This is a genomic window from Acinetobacter sp. YH12241, assembly GCF_013417535.1.
In the GTDB taxonomy this organism is placed as follows: Bacteria; Pseudomonadota; Gammaproteobacteria; order Pseudomonadales; family Moraxellaceae; genus Acinetobacter.
Window position 1 is genome coordinate 12,833 of sequence record NZ_VPDQ01000032.1, and the last position, 18,824, is coordinate 31,656.

Here is an 18,824-nt window from a genome sequence, read left to right on the forward strand (position 1 = left end):
TTGTCTGCTGACTTGGAATTTCCCATCTGATTACTCCACGCTTACGAATATGAATTGCTACATTTTATCCGATTATCTTTTGCTTTGCAATGCGGCATGGGCGCACTCAGCGTTCCAGCCCCCTCTGCCGCCCTAAATGCTTGCTCCAATGCATCGAGCACCATATCTGTATTCATCCGTGTCGATACTTTCCATCCAACAATTGCTCGTGAGAACACATCAATAATAAATGCAGTATAAACCCAGCCTGAATTTGTTTGAATATACGTAAAGTCACTCACCCACAGTTGGTCAGGATGATCAGCAGTAAAATTACGTTTTACCAAGTCATCCGCTCGTTTTTGATCATCTCGGCTACGGGTGGTTTGTTTGTTCTTACCACGCCAAACACCTTTTATACCTAGCTTTTGCATTAATCGAGCAACAGTACAGCGCGCAATAATATAGCCTTCACGTTTCAGTTTTTGCCAGACTTTACGTACACCATACCGACCTGAACTTTCCTTCCAAATTCGTTTAATCTCCTCAGCATGATGCAAGTCATGTAAATCTCGCTTTGCTCGATGTTCTGGATTTTCACAGAGATCTAGAGTCCGGTAATAGGTTGAAGGTGCGATCGGTAAAATTCTACAAATCGCCTCGACTCCGTACAGCTCTTTATTATTATGGATAAAATCCACCATTATTTGTGTGGGCGGTCGAGCTCCGCCTGGGCGAAAAAAGCGGCTGCTTTACGTAGAATTTCATTGGCGCGTTGCAGTTCTTTATTTTCGCGTTCGAGTTGTTTGATACGTTCTTGGTCTGAAAGCTGCTGTACTTTAACTGGATTTTGTTTATCTAAATATTTTTGATACCAAACACGTAGTGTTTCAGGAGTACAACCCTTGCGCAGTATACTGCTCAGGGAGCAATAGCGGTGATCGCAGCCCAATTCGATGGATAATCTTTCTCGGATTCAATCAATAATTGAACCGCTCTTTCTCTGATTTCAGGGGTATATTTTACTTTTTTCATCGGGACATTCTCTCAGAAAGCTTGGTCTCCGACAAACCCGGTACGGTTCAAAAATCTTCCATTGATTTATTTATATCTGTTAAACCAGTCGCATTATGAAATGTAATATAAGTAGAAATTTCAGTATAAATGGTCATGATCTTTTCTAAATTTGAATATCTAAGCGTCTTCATTAATCAACCTTATTGATTATTAGTTTCTTCTTTTAAAGCTCTTTGTACTGTTGCTATCCCTACTTTAAACTTTTCTGCAACACCTCTAAATGTTGAATTTTCTTCAGCCATTGCTTTTCGTATTTCAACATAGTCAACCTTCCGCTTTCTTCCCTTATATAAGCCCTTCGCTTTGGCTTTTGCAATTCCTTCCTTTTGACGCTCACGGATCATGGAGCGTTCAAACTCTGCAAATGCAGCAAGCATCTGAAACATGAGTTTATTTATTGCCGATTGTGCTACATCATGACTGAAGGTCAAATTCTCTTTATGAAAAATAATGGTTATACCACGATCATTCAGACTATTCACAATTTCGTTCAGATCATTTGTATTACGTGCCAGACGATCAATACTATGAACATGCACCGTATCACCTTCACGCAGATAGTCGAGCATTGCATTTAACTGAGGACGTTCACGGCTACCACCGCTTGCCTTTTCAGTAAAGGTCTTATCCAGGCTGATTCCATCTAATTGACGTTCAGTATTTTGTTCAGTTGAACTGACTCGAATATATCCGACCTGATTAGGCATTCTGTACCGTTAGAGTTTAGATAATTAAATACATATTGTACCGAAATTAAATATTAAGTCTATAAATACGGTTTTTGAGTTGCTTTTTAAGACTTTATTTTGTTCCGTTAGGCTATACTCTATAGTTACATAATTCGTGATTTAAAGAGACCTAGAAAAAGAGAAATGGTATTTATTTGAGCTAATCAAAGTTGAGAAACTTTAGAATTCTTGCGTTAGTCAAATTTTAAGCAGCCAAAAGCTATATTTTATGAGGTTTTAGCCAATTCAAAAATTAGATAAACTATACTTTCGCAAGAGGTCTTTTGATTAAATAATAAGCGTGGAACGTGAAAAATCATAAAAAAAGCCCACCTTGGGGAAGATGGGCTATCAACTAGAAACTACAGCATTGATTTCTATAGAGAATTATAACGCTGTTATTCCTAAGTAGTAATGTCCTACCTTAAAACCAAATAGAAATGTCCTATACAGACATTTCCAAGTCAAGCACAGGATTCAGATTTCGTTCTTTGATTACTGTCTTCTGTGCACGTCTGCTTGGCATAGATTGAGAACGATTACGTTTGTTTTGCTGTTCCAATTCTTCATGCTGTTGTTGAATATGATTGAGAACTGCACCTAAACGTTTATTCTCAACAATCTCTCGCTGGTTAAGCTGACTTAATTTATCGAAGATGCTGTAATTGATTTTTCTTCCCTGATATTCAATCGCGACTGTACCATCCGGGTATTCCAGGAACTCAAGATACTTACTAATCAATCTTTGGTTTTCTTCCGTGTTTTCCAGGAGATATACGCATTTATCATAAGTAATCGTCAGGCTATTCGTGACTCTGCGGGGTTCACGCCAGGTAAAAATATCATCTAATTCTTCGGCTGTTTCAGTGACAGTCCGGTGTAGATCCTTGGGATTAAAGGCCATCTTGGCAAACTTCTGATTGAATTGCTCAATGAAGCAGGGTAGCCAGGCATTCGCTTGTTCAATCGAACAGATGCCTTCCAGGCGCATTTCTTTGATCAGACGGTCCTGAAGCGTTCTATTGGCTCGTTCTACACGGCCTTTGGCCTGTGGTGAATTAGCGAAGATAATATCGATATTCAGGGTGCTGAGTACGCGCCCAAATTGCGTAATCTTGGTGTCTTTCTTGCTGCTTTGATTCACCCTGAAGACTGAATGTTTATCGCTGTAGAAGGCTAAAGGCTTACCATGCTGCTCAACATACAAACGTGTTGAAATCATATAGTCAAAGGCTGATTCTGACTCACAGAAGCGTAAGTGCTGCAATTTTCCTGTGGCGTCATCGATAAACACCAATAGACAGCATTTAGGGGCTCTTCCTTCAAACCAGTCATGATGTGAGCCATCAATTTGGATCAGTTCACCATAACAGTCCCGGTTATAACGAGGCTGATATGGGCGTTTCAGGCGTTTGGAGCGAGGAATCCATAAATCGGCTGCAATCATCCAGGAACGCAGGGTTTCCACTGAAATATCGAATCCATGAATGGTAGTCAGCTTTTCATGCGCTAAAGTGGGTCCGAAACCATGGAATTGCTCAGCAACCATATTGAGGCACTTGAGCCTGAGTTCTTCAGGAAGCCTGGAATTGCTGGTTTGACCACGACCGGCATGGGCTAATGCAGCTGGGCCTTGAGCTTTGTATTTTTGCAGTAAACGCCTGATCTGACGTTCTGAAATATGAAGTAGCTGAGCAGCCTGGGATTGAGTTATGCGTTGATCGCAGATTTCCTGCACGACCGACAATCGTTTAAGTTCTTTATCCGACATAGACACCAACATATCAAACCGTCCGCTTCGATAATCGCAAAAGCGCATATTCTAAAAGCGGACATTTTTACTTTGGAGAAACCGGACATTTCTATTTTGGAGTTACAAACGCATTTCGTATAAGGTGTATTATGTTAATTTTAGATTTTTTAAAAAATTAGGGCATCCATGAATCCTTTAGAATTCTACTGTTTAATATTGAAAAATATGGATAAAAACCTGGCTAAGAAACTAGGTAAAATTGAGAAAAAATATACTAATGTTCCATTTAAAAATGATGAAATAGCTAAAGTTAAAATTAAATCCGAATTTGCTTCAGAAATGGGGTTTTTCGTACTTAATTCAGCAACTTCTTTAGCTGTAGATGAAGAAAACTATAATTTTGCATACTGCTTAAAAATCTTAGAACTATATCCAATTAAGAATAACGATTTTTTTTATTGGAATGAGCATATAAAGCTATTTTCAGAATTAGAAAAAAATAATTTTTTATATGAAGATGTCTGCAAACTACATGATTTTCTGGTAAATAACTTTAGCTTTAACGGTGATTTAAAGAATATTATTAGTCATGAGATGCTTAGAAATTCTGGCGTCAATATACTGCTAATTTTAATTCACTTAGATCATTTAATTTCTAAGAAGTGGGGATTCCAATCAATCTCACTAAACCAAGCATTAAAGTTTAAGTTTAAAAATAAACGACCATACTTCCCATCAAAAACTTTTACAGATTTTCTTTTATTTATCTTAAAGATAAATGCAAAGTTTGAAGCAACAAAAGGACATAAAGTCGAGATTCTGAAGACTATTCCTCCAACTAATGGTTTTGAGCAATGGTTAGATCCTTCTCTCGAAGATGAACAAATTAAAGAATTTATACAACTAATTAAAAAAGTTAGAGAAAACAGAAGACTATGCTACTTGAATGAAGTCTATGAGTTCCTAGGTCTACCTTATGGTGAGTTTAAAAATGATGAAATTTATGAACAAGTCTCAGAAGAGAATTATTTATTCCTGAAAAATGAACTTCCAGAAGATAAGTGGTTTGAAAGTATTAATGCCATAGCTGGCCTATGGTTAATATATTTTTGGCAAGACTTTTATTATAAACATTTTCAAAAAACAGCCAGCGTTTCTACGTTAGCTACATCAGAAGATTTTATCGTGATATGGGAAGCCTTCCTGAAGAAATATCCTTCAGAAGGCCAATATCTTTGGCCTTCTGAATTGATATTACAAGATAAATAAATTTTTATTTACGAGGTGGATTATTGTCTCGGCCACCACCTGATGGATTTCCAGTAGTACTAGGCCAACCTGCTGTGCTCATAGTTTTCATCCTTATTTAGATTTCGTAGGTTTATGATTAGGATTCAATTGTCGGCTACGGTTGTCCTGATTCTGCGCATGTTGAATATTATTAGGATTTTTTACTGTAGCACGTTGATCATTCGCTGTTTGTGTCATTGCTTTCTCCTTAAAATGTTTGAACATCTGACAAGGAAAGTATGGCTTCAAAAAAATATGCATCTTGCCTGAAAAACAGTAAAAAAGTTTAAATTTTAACCAAAAAAATTATGTATTTAACATAATGGTGTTATACGAAATTAATGGATGTTCGTATAAATTACTTGCATATTGTATTCGATCGAATACAATATAGTGAGAAGATAAGGAATCCTCATGATTGAAATTAAACGTCTTCCAGAATTTGATGAATGGTTGGATGGCATTAAAGACAATATGACCCGTATCCGCCTGAATCGTCGATTAGATAAGGTTCAACGTGGAAACTGGGGAGACATTAAACCTCTCCAAGATGGCGTTTGGGAAATGAGAGAATTCTTCGGTTCTGGATGGAGGATGTATTACATCCAACATGGTGACGTTGTGATTGTAATGCTTGGTGGTGGAGATAAATCAACTCAACAACAAGACATCGATCGGGCAGTCAAACTATCGAAAACATTGGAGGATTAAAATGGTTAAAGTCGCTGATTTACCAAGTTTTGATATGGCTGAGTCGCTCAAAACTGAAGAAGACATTGTGATGTATCTCAATATGGTTCTTGAAGAAAATGATCCAGCTGAATTAGCCCATGCACTTGGTGTTATTGCTAAAGCTCGTGGCATGACTCAAATCGCTAAAGAAGCAGGGATTGGGCGTGAAGCACTCTACAAAGCCCTACGTCAGGATTCAGCACCACGTTTTGATACGATTAATCGTGTAGTAAATGCTTTAGGCTTAAAACTCACAGTACAACACGCTTAAAACTTTAAAAATATAGTAAAAATGGGAGCTAAAGGCTCCCATTTTTAGATTCGTATAAGGTGTATTATGTTAATTTTAGAAATTCTATATAAATATAGAATTTTTAAAACTTAAATTCTGGCATGTGTCCCATACTTATCAATCATGATCGAACTGGCTTCATTTAGACCACGTACTGTGACATTCGCACCATTCTTTTGAAATTTATTTACAACAGAATCAAGCATGGCGACTGATGTTACATCCCAAATGTGAGAATGGGTCAAATCAATAATCACCTCCTTTACATCCTCTTTAAAGTCAAAACCTTGCATGAATTTTTCAGAAGAACTAAAGAAGATCTGACCTCTCAACTCATATAAACGGGCCATTCCTTCAAAAGATGCTGTCACCTGGATATCATTTTCAAGTTTATTCGCCAGGAACAAGGCTGAAAGTAATACGCCTGTTAACACACCCAAAGCCAGGTTATGCGTAGCAACAACTACAATCACCGTCGCAATCATGACGATATTACTACTCTTAGGATTATCTTTTAACTGAGTGACAGAACTCCATTCAAAGGTACTGATAGAGACCATTATCATTACCGCTACCAATGCAGCCATTGGAATCACTTTGAGCCAGTCGCTGATAAATACAACCAGAATAAGAAGAAAAATGCCCGCAGAGAATGTTGATAAGCGTGTAAGGCCACCTGATTTTACGTTAATCATAGATTGACCAATCATTGCACAACCGGCCATGCCACCCATAAAGCCAGAAGCAATATTCGCAATCCCTTGTCCCTTACATTCCTGATATTTATCACTTGGCGTATCAGTCATTTCATCCACGATAGTTGCTGTCATCATCGATTCAAGTAAACCTACAGCCGCCAGTGCGACTGAATAAGGCAAAATAATCATCAATGTTTCAATATTCAAAGGAATATCTGGAATCAAGAACATTGGAAGTGTGTCAGGTAAAGACCCCATATCGCCCACGGTCCGTACATCAATTCCTAAAGCGATTGCCAATAATGTGATTGCAATGATGCAGACTAGTGGAGAAGGGAGTAATTTTCCTAATTTGGGAACCAGAGGGAATAGATAAATAATTGCTAAACCTAAAGCAACAAAAGCATATACATGCCAGGTCACATTAATCAGTTCAGGCAATTGAGCCATGAAAATTAAGATCGCTAACGCATTTACGAATCCAATAACCACAGATTTAGATACAAACCGCATTAACTTGGCGAGCTTTAAATAGCCTGCCAATATTTGAATCACGCCTGTCAAAATTGTTGCTGCCAGCAGATATTCAAGCCCATGCTCTTTGACCAATGTGACCATAAGCAGCGCCATTGCACCAGTGGCTGCTGAAATCATGGCAGGACGACCACCTACGAAAGAAATCACGACGGCAATACAGAAGGATGCGTATAGACCAACTTTAGGATCTACACCTGCAATAATTGAAAATGCGATGGCTTCAGGGATGAGTGCAAGACCGACGACTAATCCGGCAAGTACATCCCCACGGATGTTAGAGAACCACTGTTCTCGGACATTAGATAACATAAACATAGCCTGTTTTTTAATTTTTCAGATAGGCTAGTGATGTGATATATACAACACACAAACGACTACACCACATCACTAGACAGTGATGAGTTATTTACAGATTTAAGACGATAAATAAACTTAAGGTGGCGTAAGTGTCATAAGATGAAAGAACGTTTTAGAGTAAAAAAATCAGGACAAGGGTAACAGCTAGGTACTTTTTTATAAAGCCTGGATGTTATATCCAAGCTTTGTTTAATCGGTATTTTATGAAGCTTTTGGCTCCCCAAGTAATTGACCTATTTCCAAACGTGTATAGCCACGTTCTTTAAAAATCAAAACAATAGCCTGTTTATAATCTTCAGAAGTAGAAGTCTTATACTTAGTTATCAGTTGATTTTCAGAATTCAGCTCAAGATCATTTTTGATGGTCAATACTTCGCTAGAGATCTTGTTAAAGATATTTAGGTTAAACATACAGGCACTCGTCATCCGTATTATAGCGGCCCGACTATAACGAATACCTGTCTTAGCTACGCTAGACACCCTTGGCCGCAAGGATTACAAATTAAGAAAAATTCCGCAAGTTTTTGTCTATTGAAAGAATAAATAATCTCCCAACTGCTATCTATTTAACATAATGGTGGTTATACGAAATTCTGTTGTAGCCCCATACATTCAAGTTTATTTCTTGCATGAATGTATCCTATAGGATACATTACTCTTATGTACTCAATATATACCACTGAAGTCTTTGATGACTGGTTTACTAAGTTAAAAGACCTGCAGGCAAAAAGACGTATACAAGTCCGAATTGATCGGGTTGAAGATGGAAACTTTGGAGATACTGAACCAGTAGGTGAAGGTGTTTCTGAATTACGTTTCTTCTTTGGACCTGGCTACAGGATCTATTACTGTAAGCAAGGGCAAAGGGTCGTTATTCTTTTAGCAGGCGGAGACAAGTCTACGCAAAGTAAAGATATAAAACTTGCCCTACAATTAGCACAAGATTTAGAGGAGGAGCTGTAAATGGCTATCAAACTTCGCAAATGGGACAGTGCTGAACATCTTAAAACAGAAGAAGATATGCAAGCTTACCTACAAGCCTGTATCGATGAATCTAATGGTGATGCGGCATTCATTGCAAAAGCTTTAGGTAATATTGCTAAAGCTAAAGGAATGGCTCAATTATCAAGAGACACTGGTTTAGGTCGAGAAAGTCTTTATAAAGCACTTTCTGGCGATGTAAATCCAAGCTTTGATACTGTTATTAAAGTCGTAAAAGCACTGAATTTACGCTTAGCAATTTAAAAAAAACTAGTAAAAAAGGGAGCTTTAAGCTCCATTTTTCATTTCAACTTCGTATAACGTGTATTATGTTAATTTTAGGAAAAGTGAAAAATAATCTACAATAGAATCTACGAAAAATTGGCCATCAATTATGCCTGATTTCTCCAGTGGAAATAATTGGATTGTGAGATCCCCCACTCAAAATCATAAATTAGAAAGAATTGAAGCATTTCTTTCCAATTATGCTTATAAACCTCACCGACATGATACTTATGCTATTGGCAGGACTCTTTCCGGAGTTCAAAACTTTCATTACAAAGGTACATTGCAACATAGCTTGCCAGGCATGACTATGGTTCTACACCCGGATGAAAAGCATGATGGTGAATCAGGAACATTAGATGGCTATCGCTATAGAATGATTTACATCGAACCAGCGATGATCCAAACCATTTTAAAGGGTAAACCTTTGCCTTTTATCAGACATGGCTTAAGTAATGATATTCGCCTGTTTAGGGCAATGGATAGCTTTCTAAATAATATAAATAATTATATGGATACCCTAGAAGAGGAAGATGCTCTATTTGATTTGGCAACTACACTGTGTGAAATTTCAGATACTTCATCTAACCAAAACAAAAAATTTGACTACAAGGCAGCAGAGAGAGCGCGTGAGTGTATTTTGGCGTATCCACATGAAAACTTAAGTTTGTCAGATTTAGAGAAACATGCTGATCGTGACCGCTGGAGCCTTTCTCGTGATTTCCGATTATTATTTGGAACTAGCCCACACCGTTATATGATCATGCGTCGCTTAGAAACAGTTAAGTTCTACCTTGCTCAAGGGGAGTCTATTGTTAATGCTGCTTTAAATGCAGGCTTTTTTGATCAGAGTCATATGACCAGACATTTTATAAAAACATTTGGTTTAACTCCCACTCAATGGAAAATGATAAATATTAAAAGATAGCCGTTCGATTTGAACGGCTAATTTGTCCTACAGCAGATTTATTCCATTAAGAAAATCTTTGAACATAAAAAGCCCTGATAAAATCAAGAGTATACCCATCAGCTTATTTAGCCGATTAAACCAGATAGGATTAGCAATTTTGTTGCCTAATACTTTTCCAACCAGAGCATAGGTGAATGGTGCGCCAACAGCACCAAGTGAAATCAGTAAAGAAACTATCAAGATCATGATTCCTGTGATTTTGGCTGCAGGGTACATAATTGTCGTAACAGGTAGAATGACGAGAATGGCTTTTGGATTTAATAACTGAATAAATAAGCCATTTAAGAATGTTAGATGGCTTTCTTGCTGTTGAGTTGTTTCTACATTCGCCCTAATCATTTTTATAGCCAAGTAGAATGTATAAATTGCACCCGCTAAAGCAATATAATGAATCAATCCATGTGGAATAACAGCTTCACCTATATAGCCAAACAATACGAATAAGATCAACATGGCGAAACCAATGCCTAGGTAAAATCCTATAGTCTTTTTTAATTGACCTGTAAGGCCAGAATTTAGCCCCATAAAATTTACAGGGCCTGGGCTATACATAACGCTTAATGTATAAAGAAATATTTCCACAGAGTTCACTCAATTAGATAGCAATAAACATCAAAGAGAGAACGGTATCGAGTTATAGGCCTTAAAGATTGTACGTTTGTGCTGAACTAATTAAAAATTTCTATTTAACTTATGTTCACCTAAAGTTCACTTCATAAGTGTATAAAGAAACTATGTATTGTATTTTCAATTGCTTATATAAATATTAGTCTTGGTTTAGAATTTTAAAGTTCATGAACTATGAGAAAAAACTAAGATACGATCAAAATTGTAGAACAACAAAATTATTTATACTAATTTACAAGCCACGCTGTTTAAGCGTGTCATTAAAAAATAAATCTTTTAATCTCTCCACACAATCTCCACACAATCTCCACACAACATCAGCAATTCATAAACACTGCTATTTCAAAATAGTAGTATCTAAAACCCCCCCTCTGAAAAAGCATGTCAACACATTATCATTTAATAGGTTCAATACTTATTACAACTGTACTTTTAATCGGCTGTACACAAGCCAAAGATGCTGAACAGTCCCCAACAGAAATGCCACCAGCGGTTGTCAGTACCATCACGGTATTACCGCATTCCATGAATTTAATTGAAAATCTTCCAGGCCGTGTTGTCGCTTACCGTATTGCTGAAATTCGCCCGCAAGTAGGTGGAATTGTTGATAAAGTACTTTTTAAGCAAGGCTCTTATGTGCAAGCAGGTCAACCGCTTTTTAAATTGAATTCTGAAATATTTCAGGCAGATGTAAAAAGCAATCAAGCCACTTTAAACCGTGCACAAGCTGAGGTGACACGTTTGCAGGTGCTGTTAAAACGCTACACTGAATTAGTAAAAGTAAATGCGGTTAGTCAGCAGGAATACAACAATACCGAAGCAGATTATCAAAAAGCAAAAGCCGATGTGGCGCAAATGCAAGCCATGTTAAGCAGACAACAACTTAATCTTAAATATGCGACTGTTACAGCCCCTATCTCGGGAACGATTGGTGAAATCTTAGTGACTGAGGGTGCATTAGTTGGTCAAGGTGATACTAATGCAATGGCCGTAATACAACAGATTAATAAAGTCTATGTTGATGTAAAGCAATCAATTAGTGATTATGAAAAACTACAGGAAGCTTTACAGCAAGGTGACGTGTCAAATACCAAACATACGGTTGAAATCCTAAATAGTCAGGGTAAACCTTATAACGTTACAGGTGAAATCCTATTTTCGGATACTAAAGTTGATCCTGATACGGGTGATGTCACAATCCGTATTTTAGCCAATAATGAAAATCAAAAACTTTTGCCAGGCATGTATGTTCGAGTCAATATGAGCCGAGCTCAAGTTGAAAATGCGCTCCTAGTTCCAGAACAAGCGATTCAACATGATATTAGTGGTAAAGCCAATGTTACGATTGTTAATCAAAAAGGTTTAGCGCAAAGCAAGCCTGTTCAGCTTGGTCAACGTTATCAAAATAACTATGTGATCAAACAAGGGTTACAAGCAGGTGAGAAAGTCATTGTTGAAGGGGCTGATCGTATACAGCCTGAGCAAAAATTAAAAATTAAGCAGTGGCAACCTACAAATATTAAGGAAAATGGAGGACAGCAATAATGTCCCAATTTTTCATTAGGCGTCCTATTTTTGCATGGGTGATTGCTTTATTTATTATTCTGTTGGGTGTACTAAGCATCCCCAAGTTACCTATTGCACGATTCCCAAGTGTTGCGCCACCACAGATTAGTATTACGGCAATCTATCTAGGTGCTACGCCAAAAACATTGAATGATAGTGTTGTGACCTTGATTGAGCGGGAAATGTCAGGTGTCAAAAACTTACTTTATTACAGTTCAAGTTCAGATAGTTCTGGAACAGCAACAATCACCGCAACATTTAAACCAGGTACAGATGTAGAACTTGCACAAATTGATGTGCAAAACAAAATTAAAGCCATTGAGTCACGCTTACCTCAAACAGTGCGACAACAAGGGCTGATGGTCGATGCTGCGTCGTCTGGTTTTTTAATGATGGTGGGCTTAAGTTCACCGAATGGCAAATATAGTGAAATTGATGTCAGTGACTATATGACTCGCTATGTGATTGAAGAATTAAAGCGGGTTGACGGTGTTGGTAAAGTCCAAAATTTTGGTGCTGAAAAAGCCATGCGGATTTGGGTCGATCCAGATCGTTTGGTTTCTTATGGATTGAGTATTCAAGATGTGAATACAGCCATCCAAAACCAAAACTTGCCGATATCACCAGGTCGTATTGGTGATGTTCCTGCTTTGACGGGGCAACAAATTACTATTCCTTTAACTGCTCAAGGTCAATTAGAAACTGTAGAGCAATTCAAGAAAATTAGTTTACGTGCTCAACAAAATGGCGCCAATGTTCGACTGTCGGATGTCGCTCGTGTCGAAATCGGGGCACAGATGTATAACTTTGCGATTTTAGAAAATGGCAAAGCCTCTACAGCTGTGGCGATACAAATGAGTCCTGGTGCCAACGCTGTCAAGACTGCAGAAGGTGTTAAAGCGAAAATTGAACAGTTAGGTTCAGCACTGCCTGATGGTATGAAATTCTCTATACCTTACGACACTGCACCTTTTGTAAAAATCTCGATTGAAAAAGTAATCATGACATTGCTTGAAGCTATGGCATTAGTTTTTATTGTCATGTTTATCTTTTTACACAATGTTCGATACACCTTAATTCCGGCGATTGTTGCACCGATTGCATTGCTTGGCACATTCTCAGTCATGCTGCTTGCTGGTTTTTCGATTAATGTGCTGACCATGTTCGGTATGGTGCTTGCGATCGGGATTATTGTCGATGATGCGATTGTGGTCATTGAGAATGTTGAACGCATTATGGCGACAGAAGGCTTATCTCCAGTTGAAGCCACATCTAAAGCCATGAAGGAAATTACCAATCCGATTATTGGCATCACCTTAGTGTTAGCCGCTGTATTCTTGCCGATGGCATTGGCGTCAGGCTCAGTGGGGATTATCTATCGTCAGTTCACCATTACCATGTCGGTTTCAATTTTATTCTCAGCTTTCCTTGCACTGACATTAACCCCTGCGTTATGTGCAACGATGTTAAAACCGATTGATCAAGACCATCAGAAAAAGGGTGTTTTTGCATCGTTTGATCGCAGTTTTGAGAAGCTGAACAATCGCTATGAACGCAGTTTATTTAAAGTAATTAAACATAAAACCCTCGCAATGTTATGTTTCTTAGGCATTGTCATTGTGCTGATTTTTAGTTTTAAACACGTTCCGACTGCGTTTATGCCAGAAGAAGATCAGGGGTGGTTTATGACTTCGATTCAACTTCCTGCGGATGCAACTCAAGAACGTACCCGTAAAGTCGTTGCTGAGTTTCAAAATTATTTAGACCAAGAAACGGGGATTAAAGACAATATGGCGGTCTTAGGTTTTGGTTTTAGTGGATCTGGTCAGAATACAGCGATGTATTTTACCAATCTATTGCCATTCGAAGAGCGTACTATTACGGCACAAGAAGTCGTGAATAATGCCAATATAGCGATGGCTGAAAGTTCAGAAGGTCAAACCATGTCTGTGTTACCACCAGCAATTGATGAATTGGGTAACTCATCTGGTTTTTCACTGAGATTATTAGATCGTGGCAATATTGGCATGCCTGCTTTAAGAGAAGCACAAGATCAGCTTTTAGCATTAGCAGCACAAAGTAAAATCGTGGCGGAGGTCTATCCTGAAGGTTTGCCAGATGGCAGTTCTGTACAGCTTAAAATTGATAGAGATAAATTGCAGGCATTAGGTGTTAATTTCAGTGATGTGACCGATATTATTTCAACCTCAATGGGTTCGATGTATATCAATGATTTTCCAAATCATGACCGTATGCAGCAAGTCATTGTGCAACTTGATGCCAAATCACGCATGAGTATTGAAGATATTCTTCAGATTAAGGTGAACAGTCAAAGCGGTAAATTGGTTTCAATGTCTGAAATAATTACTCCAATTTGGCAACATTCCCCACAACAATACAATCGTTACAACGGTCGTCCATCATTGAGTATTTCTGGCAGTCCAGCAGCAGGTATATCTTCAGGACAAGCCATGACTGAGATGGAAAATTTGATTGAACAACTTCCGAAAGGTGTGGGTTATGAGTGGACTGGGATTTCTCTAGAAGAAAAACAGTCGGAATCACAAACCTTGTTTTTATTACTGTTGTCGATGTTAGTCGTTTTCCTTGTCTTGGCAGCGCTTTATGAAAGCTGGTCAATTCCATTCTCTGTGATGCTAGTTGTCCCTCTAGGGTTGATTGGCGCCTTTTTAGCAGTAATGTTACGTGGTATGCCAAATGATATTTTCTTTAAGGTCGGCATGATCACGATTATTGGTCTATCTGCAAAGAATGCTATTTTGATTGTTGAGTTTGCAAAAGCACTAAGAGAAGAAGGAATGGGTTTAGTGGAGGCAACCGTTGCAGCCGCTAAATTGCGCTTACGTCCAATCCTAATGACATCTTTGGCATTTACCTGTGGCGTTATTCCTTTAGTCATTGCCAGTGGCGCTAGTTCTGAAACTCAAAAAGCGATTGGTACAGGCGTCTTTGGCGGCATGATCAGCGCAACAATTCTAGCTGTTATTTTTGTACCGATTTTCTTTATTGTCGTCATGAGCATGGTTGAGAAATTCTCGAAACGTAAAGCGGCACATTAAGCATCAAAACTGAGAATAAAAGCTGTGGGTTAACGAGTTTAGCCCACAACAAATCTTTCATTTACATCTTTATTTCAGAATTGATTTAATAAACCATCAATATAGGTTTAATCATGAAAGCTACCAATCTTGATCCGAAACGCTGGTGGATATTGCTCGCTGTCGTGCTTGCATTTCTGCCGATTGTGATTGATATGACTGTACTGCATGTTGCGGTTCCCTCATTAACCCAATCGCTGAGTGCCACAAGTAACCAAGTCTTATGGATTATTGATATTTATCCATTACTTATGGCTGGACTTTTAGTTCCGATGGGAACTTTGGCTGATCGTGTCGGCAATCGTAAGATTCTGCTGATTGGCTTGGTTATATTTGGAATTGCCTCAGTCCTTGCGGCATTTTCCCAAACGGCTTCTATGCTGATTGCCGCACGTGCTTTATTAGCATTAGGCGGTGCCATGATTATGCCCTGTGTATTGGGTATTATTCGCAGAACCTTCGAAGACAGTCGCGAACGTGCCATTGCGCTGGGTATTTGGGGCACAATCGGATCAGCCGGTGCCGCCATTGGACCGCTCATTGGTGGGGGATTGTTAGAATATTTCTGGTGGGGTTCAGTTTTCCTGATTAACGTCCCAATCATGCTGGTTGTCGCACCAATGTGCTATTTCTTATTGTCCCGAAAAGAAGCTATAACCCCTGGACATTGGGCATTTGGTCAAGCGCTATTGCTGATTGTCGGTTTGATTTCGTTTGTATATGCACTAAAAGCAGGCTTAGGCGGTAAACAGTCGTTGTTGATTGTCTTGCCTTTGGTCGTTTTATCTATCGGCTTATTAACCATATTTGTACGCAAACAGCTGAATTCTCCTCAGCCGATGCTAGATCTTTCGCTATTTTCACGTCCTGCTATTTTAGCCGGCATTATTATGGCAATGGTTGCTGCAGGCGCTTTGGCAGGGGTTGAGTTAACTTTGGCAATGGAGCTGCAATATGTCATTCGTTTAACACCGCTGCAAGCCGGTCTTTTTATGGTTCCGATTATGGTTGCGGCCGCTATTGGCGGGCCTATTGCTGGTTTTTTATCCAATAAATTTGGACTCCGTCTGGTTGCGACCATGTCATTAATATTGGCAGCAATTGCGTTGGTCAGTTTGAGTTATTCAGATTTTCATCATCCGGGAATCATCGTTCCCTTTATTTTAGCTTCGATTGGATTAACACTGAGTATTGGTTTAACAGCTTCATCCATTGCGATCATGGGCTCAGTACCTGCAGAAAAGGGCGGTGCGGCAGGTTCACTTGAAAGTACAGGTTATGAACTGGGTACAGGACTAGGTATTACTTTATTTGGTGTTTTCATGGCCTATATATTTGGCAGTCATCTTCAAGTGCCGTCAGATTTAACTGCTGTTTTAGCAGAAAAAGCCAGACTTTCGATTGGTGATACCTATTTAGTGGCGAGCCAGTTACCCGTTGAACAAGGTACAGCATTGATTAACGCAGGTAAAATTGCCTTCAGTTCAGCTCATGTTAATTTATTATTAACAGCAGGGATTATCATCGGGATACTCTCCATTGTGGTATTTTTTATGCTAGCTAAATATCGAGATGAGAATTCATTGTGATGAAATTTATTTGAGGATCATCAAACAGAATGGTTAAGTTCAGACATCAATTTATCTTAAATTTATGGTTTAAATTAAGCCGTATTAATCTGAACTTAACACATTATAAATGAGTTGATGTCTTACGATTTAGTTGAATAGTAAAACAGCTGCCACCTAAGTTTTTGGATTTAGAATAATAAATATGACCTTGGTGTGCTTCAATAATTGCATCAATCACTGCCAAGCCTAATCCAGTACCGCCATCTAGACATGATCTAGAGTCTTCCAGTCGATAGAAGGGTTTGAACAGGTGTTTAAGATGCGATTCATCAATACCAGGACCTTCATCTTCAAACGTCAATACCCAATGTTCTGCTGTGGTTACAGATGTAATATTTATTTTTCCAGCATTCGAATATCTTAGAAAGTTAGAGAACAATGCAATAAAGACCTGTTCCATCCTTCTTATATCAACGCAAACCAATTTATCCGTCAAATTTAAAACAATAGTTAAACCTTTAACATGAAACCGTTCATTAAACATCTGCAGACATTTTTCAATACTATTTTTTAAATTGGTCTTTTCTAGTTCTAATCGTAATTGTTTATTTTCAATAAGTGTCAGTGTCCGTAAATCTTCCACAAGGTAAGATAAGCCTTCGACTTGGTTCAATAAGCTTAGGTGTAAAGCTTTATCGGCAATAAATATACCATCGACAATACCTTGCAAGCGACCTTGTAATATTGTCACAGGTGTTCGTAATTCATGTGCAATTGCAGCATTCCAAACAGTTGAATTCTTAACTGATACTTCAAGTTGGTTTGCCATTTCATTGAAGTTCTCAATAAGAGACTTGATTTCATGTGGAATATCATGATGTGGCTGTTTAATTCTGAGTGCTAAATTGCCTTGTTGAATTTGTTGAATAACATCTGCTAAATCACTAATTGGCTGTGTATAGCGTTTTCCATATTTAAAGGCGAGGATAGTAGAAAGAAAAAAGCCTGTTAATAGCACTAAAAACAGCCAGATAAAGTCAACGGAGGTAACTGAAAATTCATTTGAATTAATAACTTGTGTATTTAGAAAACCTATTTTTATCGCCCAGCTATAAACAAAATAGCCAATCATGAAAGATAACAGCGTAATGCCTAAATTGAATAGGCTCATCATGATAATAAACTGGAAGTTAATTCCAACAGAATTTTTAAAAAAGTTAAATTTCATGATTTTGATCTAAGCGATACCCCACGCCACGGACATTGATTAATAAGCCATTTACATCATTTTCTTCAAGTTTTTTGCGTAATTTGCTGATATGGCTATCTACAGTGCGATCTAAAGCATCACTTTCAGGCATACAGTTTTGGATCAATTCATTACGTGTAAAGACTTTATTCGGTGTTTTTGCCATCAAAAACAGTATCTTATACTCAGTTAACGTAAGGTTGAGCAACTGATTTCTTTGACCATTTGAAATGTAAACTTGATGATGATCTGGATTAATTTCAATATTTCTATAACGAATAATATTAGTTATTTCCATATTTTGGCTTGTACTTCGTCTAAGTACGGCTTGTATTCGTGCAATCACTTCGTTTGGGTTAAATGGCTTAATAATAAAGTCATCAGCACCCATTTTTAGCCCCATGATCTTATTCACTTGATCATCTAAGGCAGTCAGCATAATGACAGGTAAATGACTTGTTTGACGGATGATTTGTAGAATTTCCCAGCCATTTAGTTTGGGTAATTTAATATCAAGGAGAATCAGGTCGATAGAGTTGGCTTTTAGGCACTCTAAAGCTTGTTGTCCATCCAATGCACGGATGACCTGCATGTTTTCATTTTTTATGTATTTTTCAAGAATGTCACCAATATCATAATCATCTTCTACAACGAGAATGACGCTGTTTTCGAAGCTGTGCTGTAGATTTGGATACATATATTTTATCTTAGATGAAGTAGCTATGCATTTTAACATTTAATTGTGTAATGGAGATGATTAGACGAGCAGTCATTTATATTTGTAATTGAGGGGTGACATATAATAAAATTCGTTGCATATCAGTATTAATGAACAAAATGTCAATTATCATTCATTTAACATAATGGCTGTTATACGAAACGAGAGTTGTAACTCCAAAATAGAAATGTCCGGTTTCTCCAAAGTAAAAATGTCCGCTTTTAGAATATGCGCTGTTGCAATTTTCTTAGCGGACGGTTTGATATGTTGGTGTCTATGTCGGATAAAGAACTTA

The 18,824-nt window shown here is 38.0% G+C and carries 17 protein-coding genes, 1 pseudogene and 1 other annotated feature; of the genes and pseudogenes, 9 read left to right on the forward strand and 9 right to left on the reverse strand.

Features of this window, described 5'->3' with window-relative positions; all coding sequences use genetic code 11:
• Positions 1-41 precede the first annotated feature (41 nt).
• From FTV18_RS13460 to FTV18_RS13470, 3 genes and pseudogenes are all read right to left on the reverse strand, one after another.
• Positions 42-1,014, reverse strand: a pseudogene (locus FTV18_RS13460) (IS3 family transposase).
• Positions 609-725 (reverse strand) — a sequence feature (AL1L pseudoknot). Its footprint overlaps the pseudogene before it by 117 nt.
• 182 nt (positions 1,015-1,196) lie before the next feature.
• Positions 1,197-1,763 carry a recombinase family protein gene (locus FTV18_RS13465; protein WP_006581699.1) on the reverse strand — a complete coding sequence of 189 codons (567 nt, stop codon included), beginning with the start codon at positions 1,761-1,763 and terminating at the stop codon, positions 1,197-1,199.
• A gap of 466 nt (positions 1,764-2,229) precedes the next feature.
• Positions 2,230-3,555, reverse strand: coding sequence for an ISNCY family transposase (locus FTV18_RS13470; protein WP_179989167.1), 1,326 nt, complete (start codon positions 3,553-3,555; stop codon positions 2,230-2,232).
• 168 nt (positions 3,556-3,723) lie between these two features.
• On the opposite strand from FTV18_RS13470, the gene FTV18_RS13475 reads away from it, so the two are divergent.
• Positions 3,724-4,806 (forward strand): hypothetical protein, encoded by a 1,083-nt coding sequence (locus tag FTV18_RS13475; RefSeq protein ID WP_004969299.1) that lies wholly within the window; start codon positions 3,724-3,726, stop codon positions 4,804-4,806.
• Between the two features lie 93 nt (positions 4,807-4,899).
• Here the strand turns inward: FTV18_RS13475 and FTV18_RS15775 are convergent, their stop codons facing one another.
• Positions 4,900-5,025, reverse strand: a complete 126-nt coding sequence (locus tag FTV18_RS15775; RefSeq protein ID WP_004969301.1) for a hypothetical protein — start codon at positions 5,023-5,025, stop codon at positions 4,900-4,902.
• A 216-nt stretch (positions 5,026-5,241) separates the two neighbouring features.
• Here FTV18_RS15775 and FTV18_RS13480 point away from each other — a divergent pair, with 216 nt between their 5' ends.
• Together FTV18_RS13480 and FTV18_RS13485 are read left to right on the forward strand one after the other, a co-directional pair.
• Positions 5,242-5,538, forward strand: coding sequence for a type II toxin-antitoxin system RelE/ParE family toxin (locus tag FTV18_RS13480; protein ID WP_004647749.1), 297 nt, complete (start codon positions 5,242-5,244; stop codon positions 5,536-5,538).
• Between the two features lies 1 nt (position 5,539).
• Positions 5,540-5,830 carry an addiction module antidote protein gene (locus FTV18_RS13485; RefSeq protein WP_004969304.1) on the forward strand — a complete coding sequence of 97 codons (291 nt, stop codon included), beginning with the start codon at positions 5,540-5,542 and terminating at the stop codon, positions 5,828-5,830.
• Positions 5,831-5,940: 110 nt separating this feature from the next.
• Here the strand turns inward: FTV18_RS13485 and FTV18_RS13490 are convergent, their stop codons facing one another.
• Both FTV18_RS13490 and FTV18_RS13495 read right to left on the reverse strand, forming a co-directional pair.
• Entirely contained in the window at positions 5,941-7,395 is a 1,455-nt protein-coding gene (locus FTV18_RS13490) for a SulP family inorganic anion transporter (RefSeq protein WP_026438532.1), read from the reverse strand.
• Between the two features lie 249 nt (positions 7,396-7,644).
• On the reverse strand, positions 7,645-7,854 hold the full coding sequence (locus FTV18_RS13495; RefSeq protein WP_004976362.1) for a hypothetical protein: 210 nt from the start codon (positions 7,852-7,854) through the stop codon (positions 7,645-7,647).
• Between the two features lie 249 nt (positions 7,855-8,103).
• Between FTV18_RS13495 and FTV18_RS13500 the strand changes: the two genes are divergently transcribed.
• From FTV18_RS13500 to FTV18_RS13510, 3 genes are all read left to right on the forward strand, one after another.
• A complete protein-coding gene (locus tag FTV18_RS13500) occupies positions 8,104-8,406 on the forward strand; it encodes a type II toxin-antitoxin system RelE/ParE family toxin (protein ID WP_154320144.1) in 303 nt (100 codons plus the stop codon).
• Positions 8,407-8,688 carry an addiction module antidote protein gene (locus FTV18_RS13505; protein ID WP_000985610.1) on the forward strand — a complete coding sequence of 94 codons (282 nt, stop codon included), beginning with the start codon at positions 8,407-8,409 and terminating at the stop codon, positions 8,686-8,688. It abuts the gene before it with no gap.
• A gap of 130 nt (positions 8,689-8,818) precedes the next feature.
• Positions 8,819-9,637, forward strand: coding sequence for an AraC family transcriptional regulator (locus FTV18_RS13510; RefSeq protein ID WP_032073151.1), 819 nt, complete (start codon positions 8,819-8,821; stop codon positions 9,635-9,637).
• A 27-nt stretch (positions 9,638-9,664) separates the two neighbouring features.
• On the opposite strand, the gene FTV18_RS13515 is transcribed toward FTV18_RS13510, so the two are convergent.
• A complete protein-coding gene (locus FTV18_RS13515) occupies positions 9,665-10,261 on the reverse strand; it encodes a LysE family translocator (RefSeq protein WP_074163998.1) in 597 nt (198 codons plus the stop codon).
• Between the two features lie 426 nt (positions 10,262-10,687).
• Here FTV18_RS13515 and FTV18_RS13520 point away from each other — a divergent pair, with 426 nt between their 5' ends.
• From FTV18_RS13520 to FTV18_RS13530, 3 genes are all read left to right on the forward strand, one after another.
• Complete coding sequence (locus tag FTV18_RS13520) at positions 10,688-11,851, forward strand: efflux RND transporter periplasmic adaptor subunit (RefSeq protein WP_032073150.1); 1,164 nt, start codon at positions 10,688-10,690, stop codon at positions 11,849-11,851.
• Positions 11,848-14,952 (forward strand): multidrug efflux RND transporter permease subunit, encoded by a 3,105-nt coding sequence (locus tag FTV18_RS13525; protein WP_373686955.1) that lies wholly within the window; start codon positions 11,848-11,850, stop codon positions 14,950-14,952. Before FTV18_RS13520 ends, FTV18_RS13525 begins: the two co-directional genes overlap by 4 nt.
• A 113-nt stretch (positions 14,953-15,065) precedes the next feature.
• The gene (locus tag FTV18_RS13530) at positions 15,066-16,580 is read left to right on the forward strand and encodes an MFS transporter (RefSeq protein ID WP_032073148.1); all 1,515 of its coding nucleotides are present in this window, start codon (positions 15,066-15,068) and stop codon (positions 16,578-16,580) included.
• Positions 16,581-16,683: 103 nt separating this feature from the next.
• Here FTV18_RS13530 and adeS read toward each other — a convergent pair whose 3' ends face one another.
• On the reverse strand, positions 16,684-17,790 hold the full coding sequence (gene adeS / locus FTV18_RS13535; RefSeq protein WP_032073131.1) for a two-component sensor histidine kinase AdeS: 1,107 nt from the start codon (positions 17,788-17,790) through the stop codon (positions 16,684-16,686).
• Positions 17,780-18,508, reverse strand: coding sequence for an efflux system response regulator transcription factor AdeR (adeR, locus tag FTV18_RS13540; protein WP_032073130.1), 729 nt, complete (start codon positions 18,506-18,508; stop codon positions 17,780-17,782). The genes adeS and adeR overlap by 11 nt, the downstream gene beginning before the upstream one ends.
• Positions 18,509-18,824 lie beyond the last annotated feature (316 nt).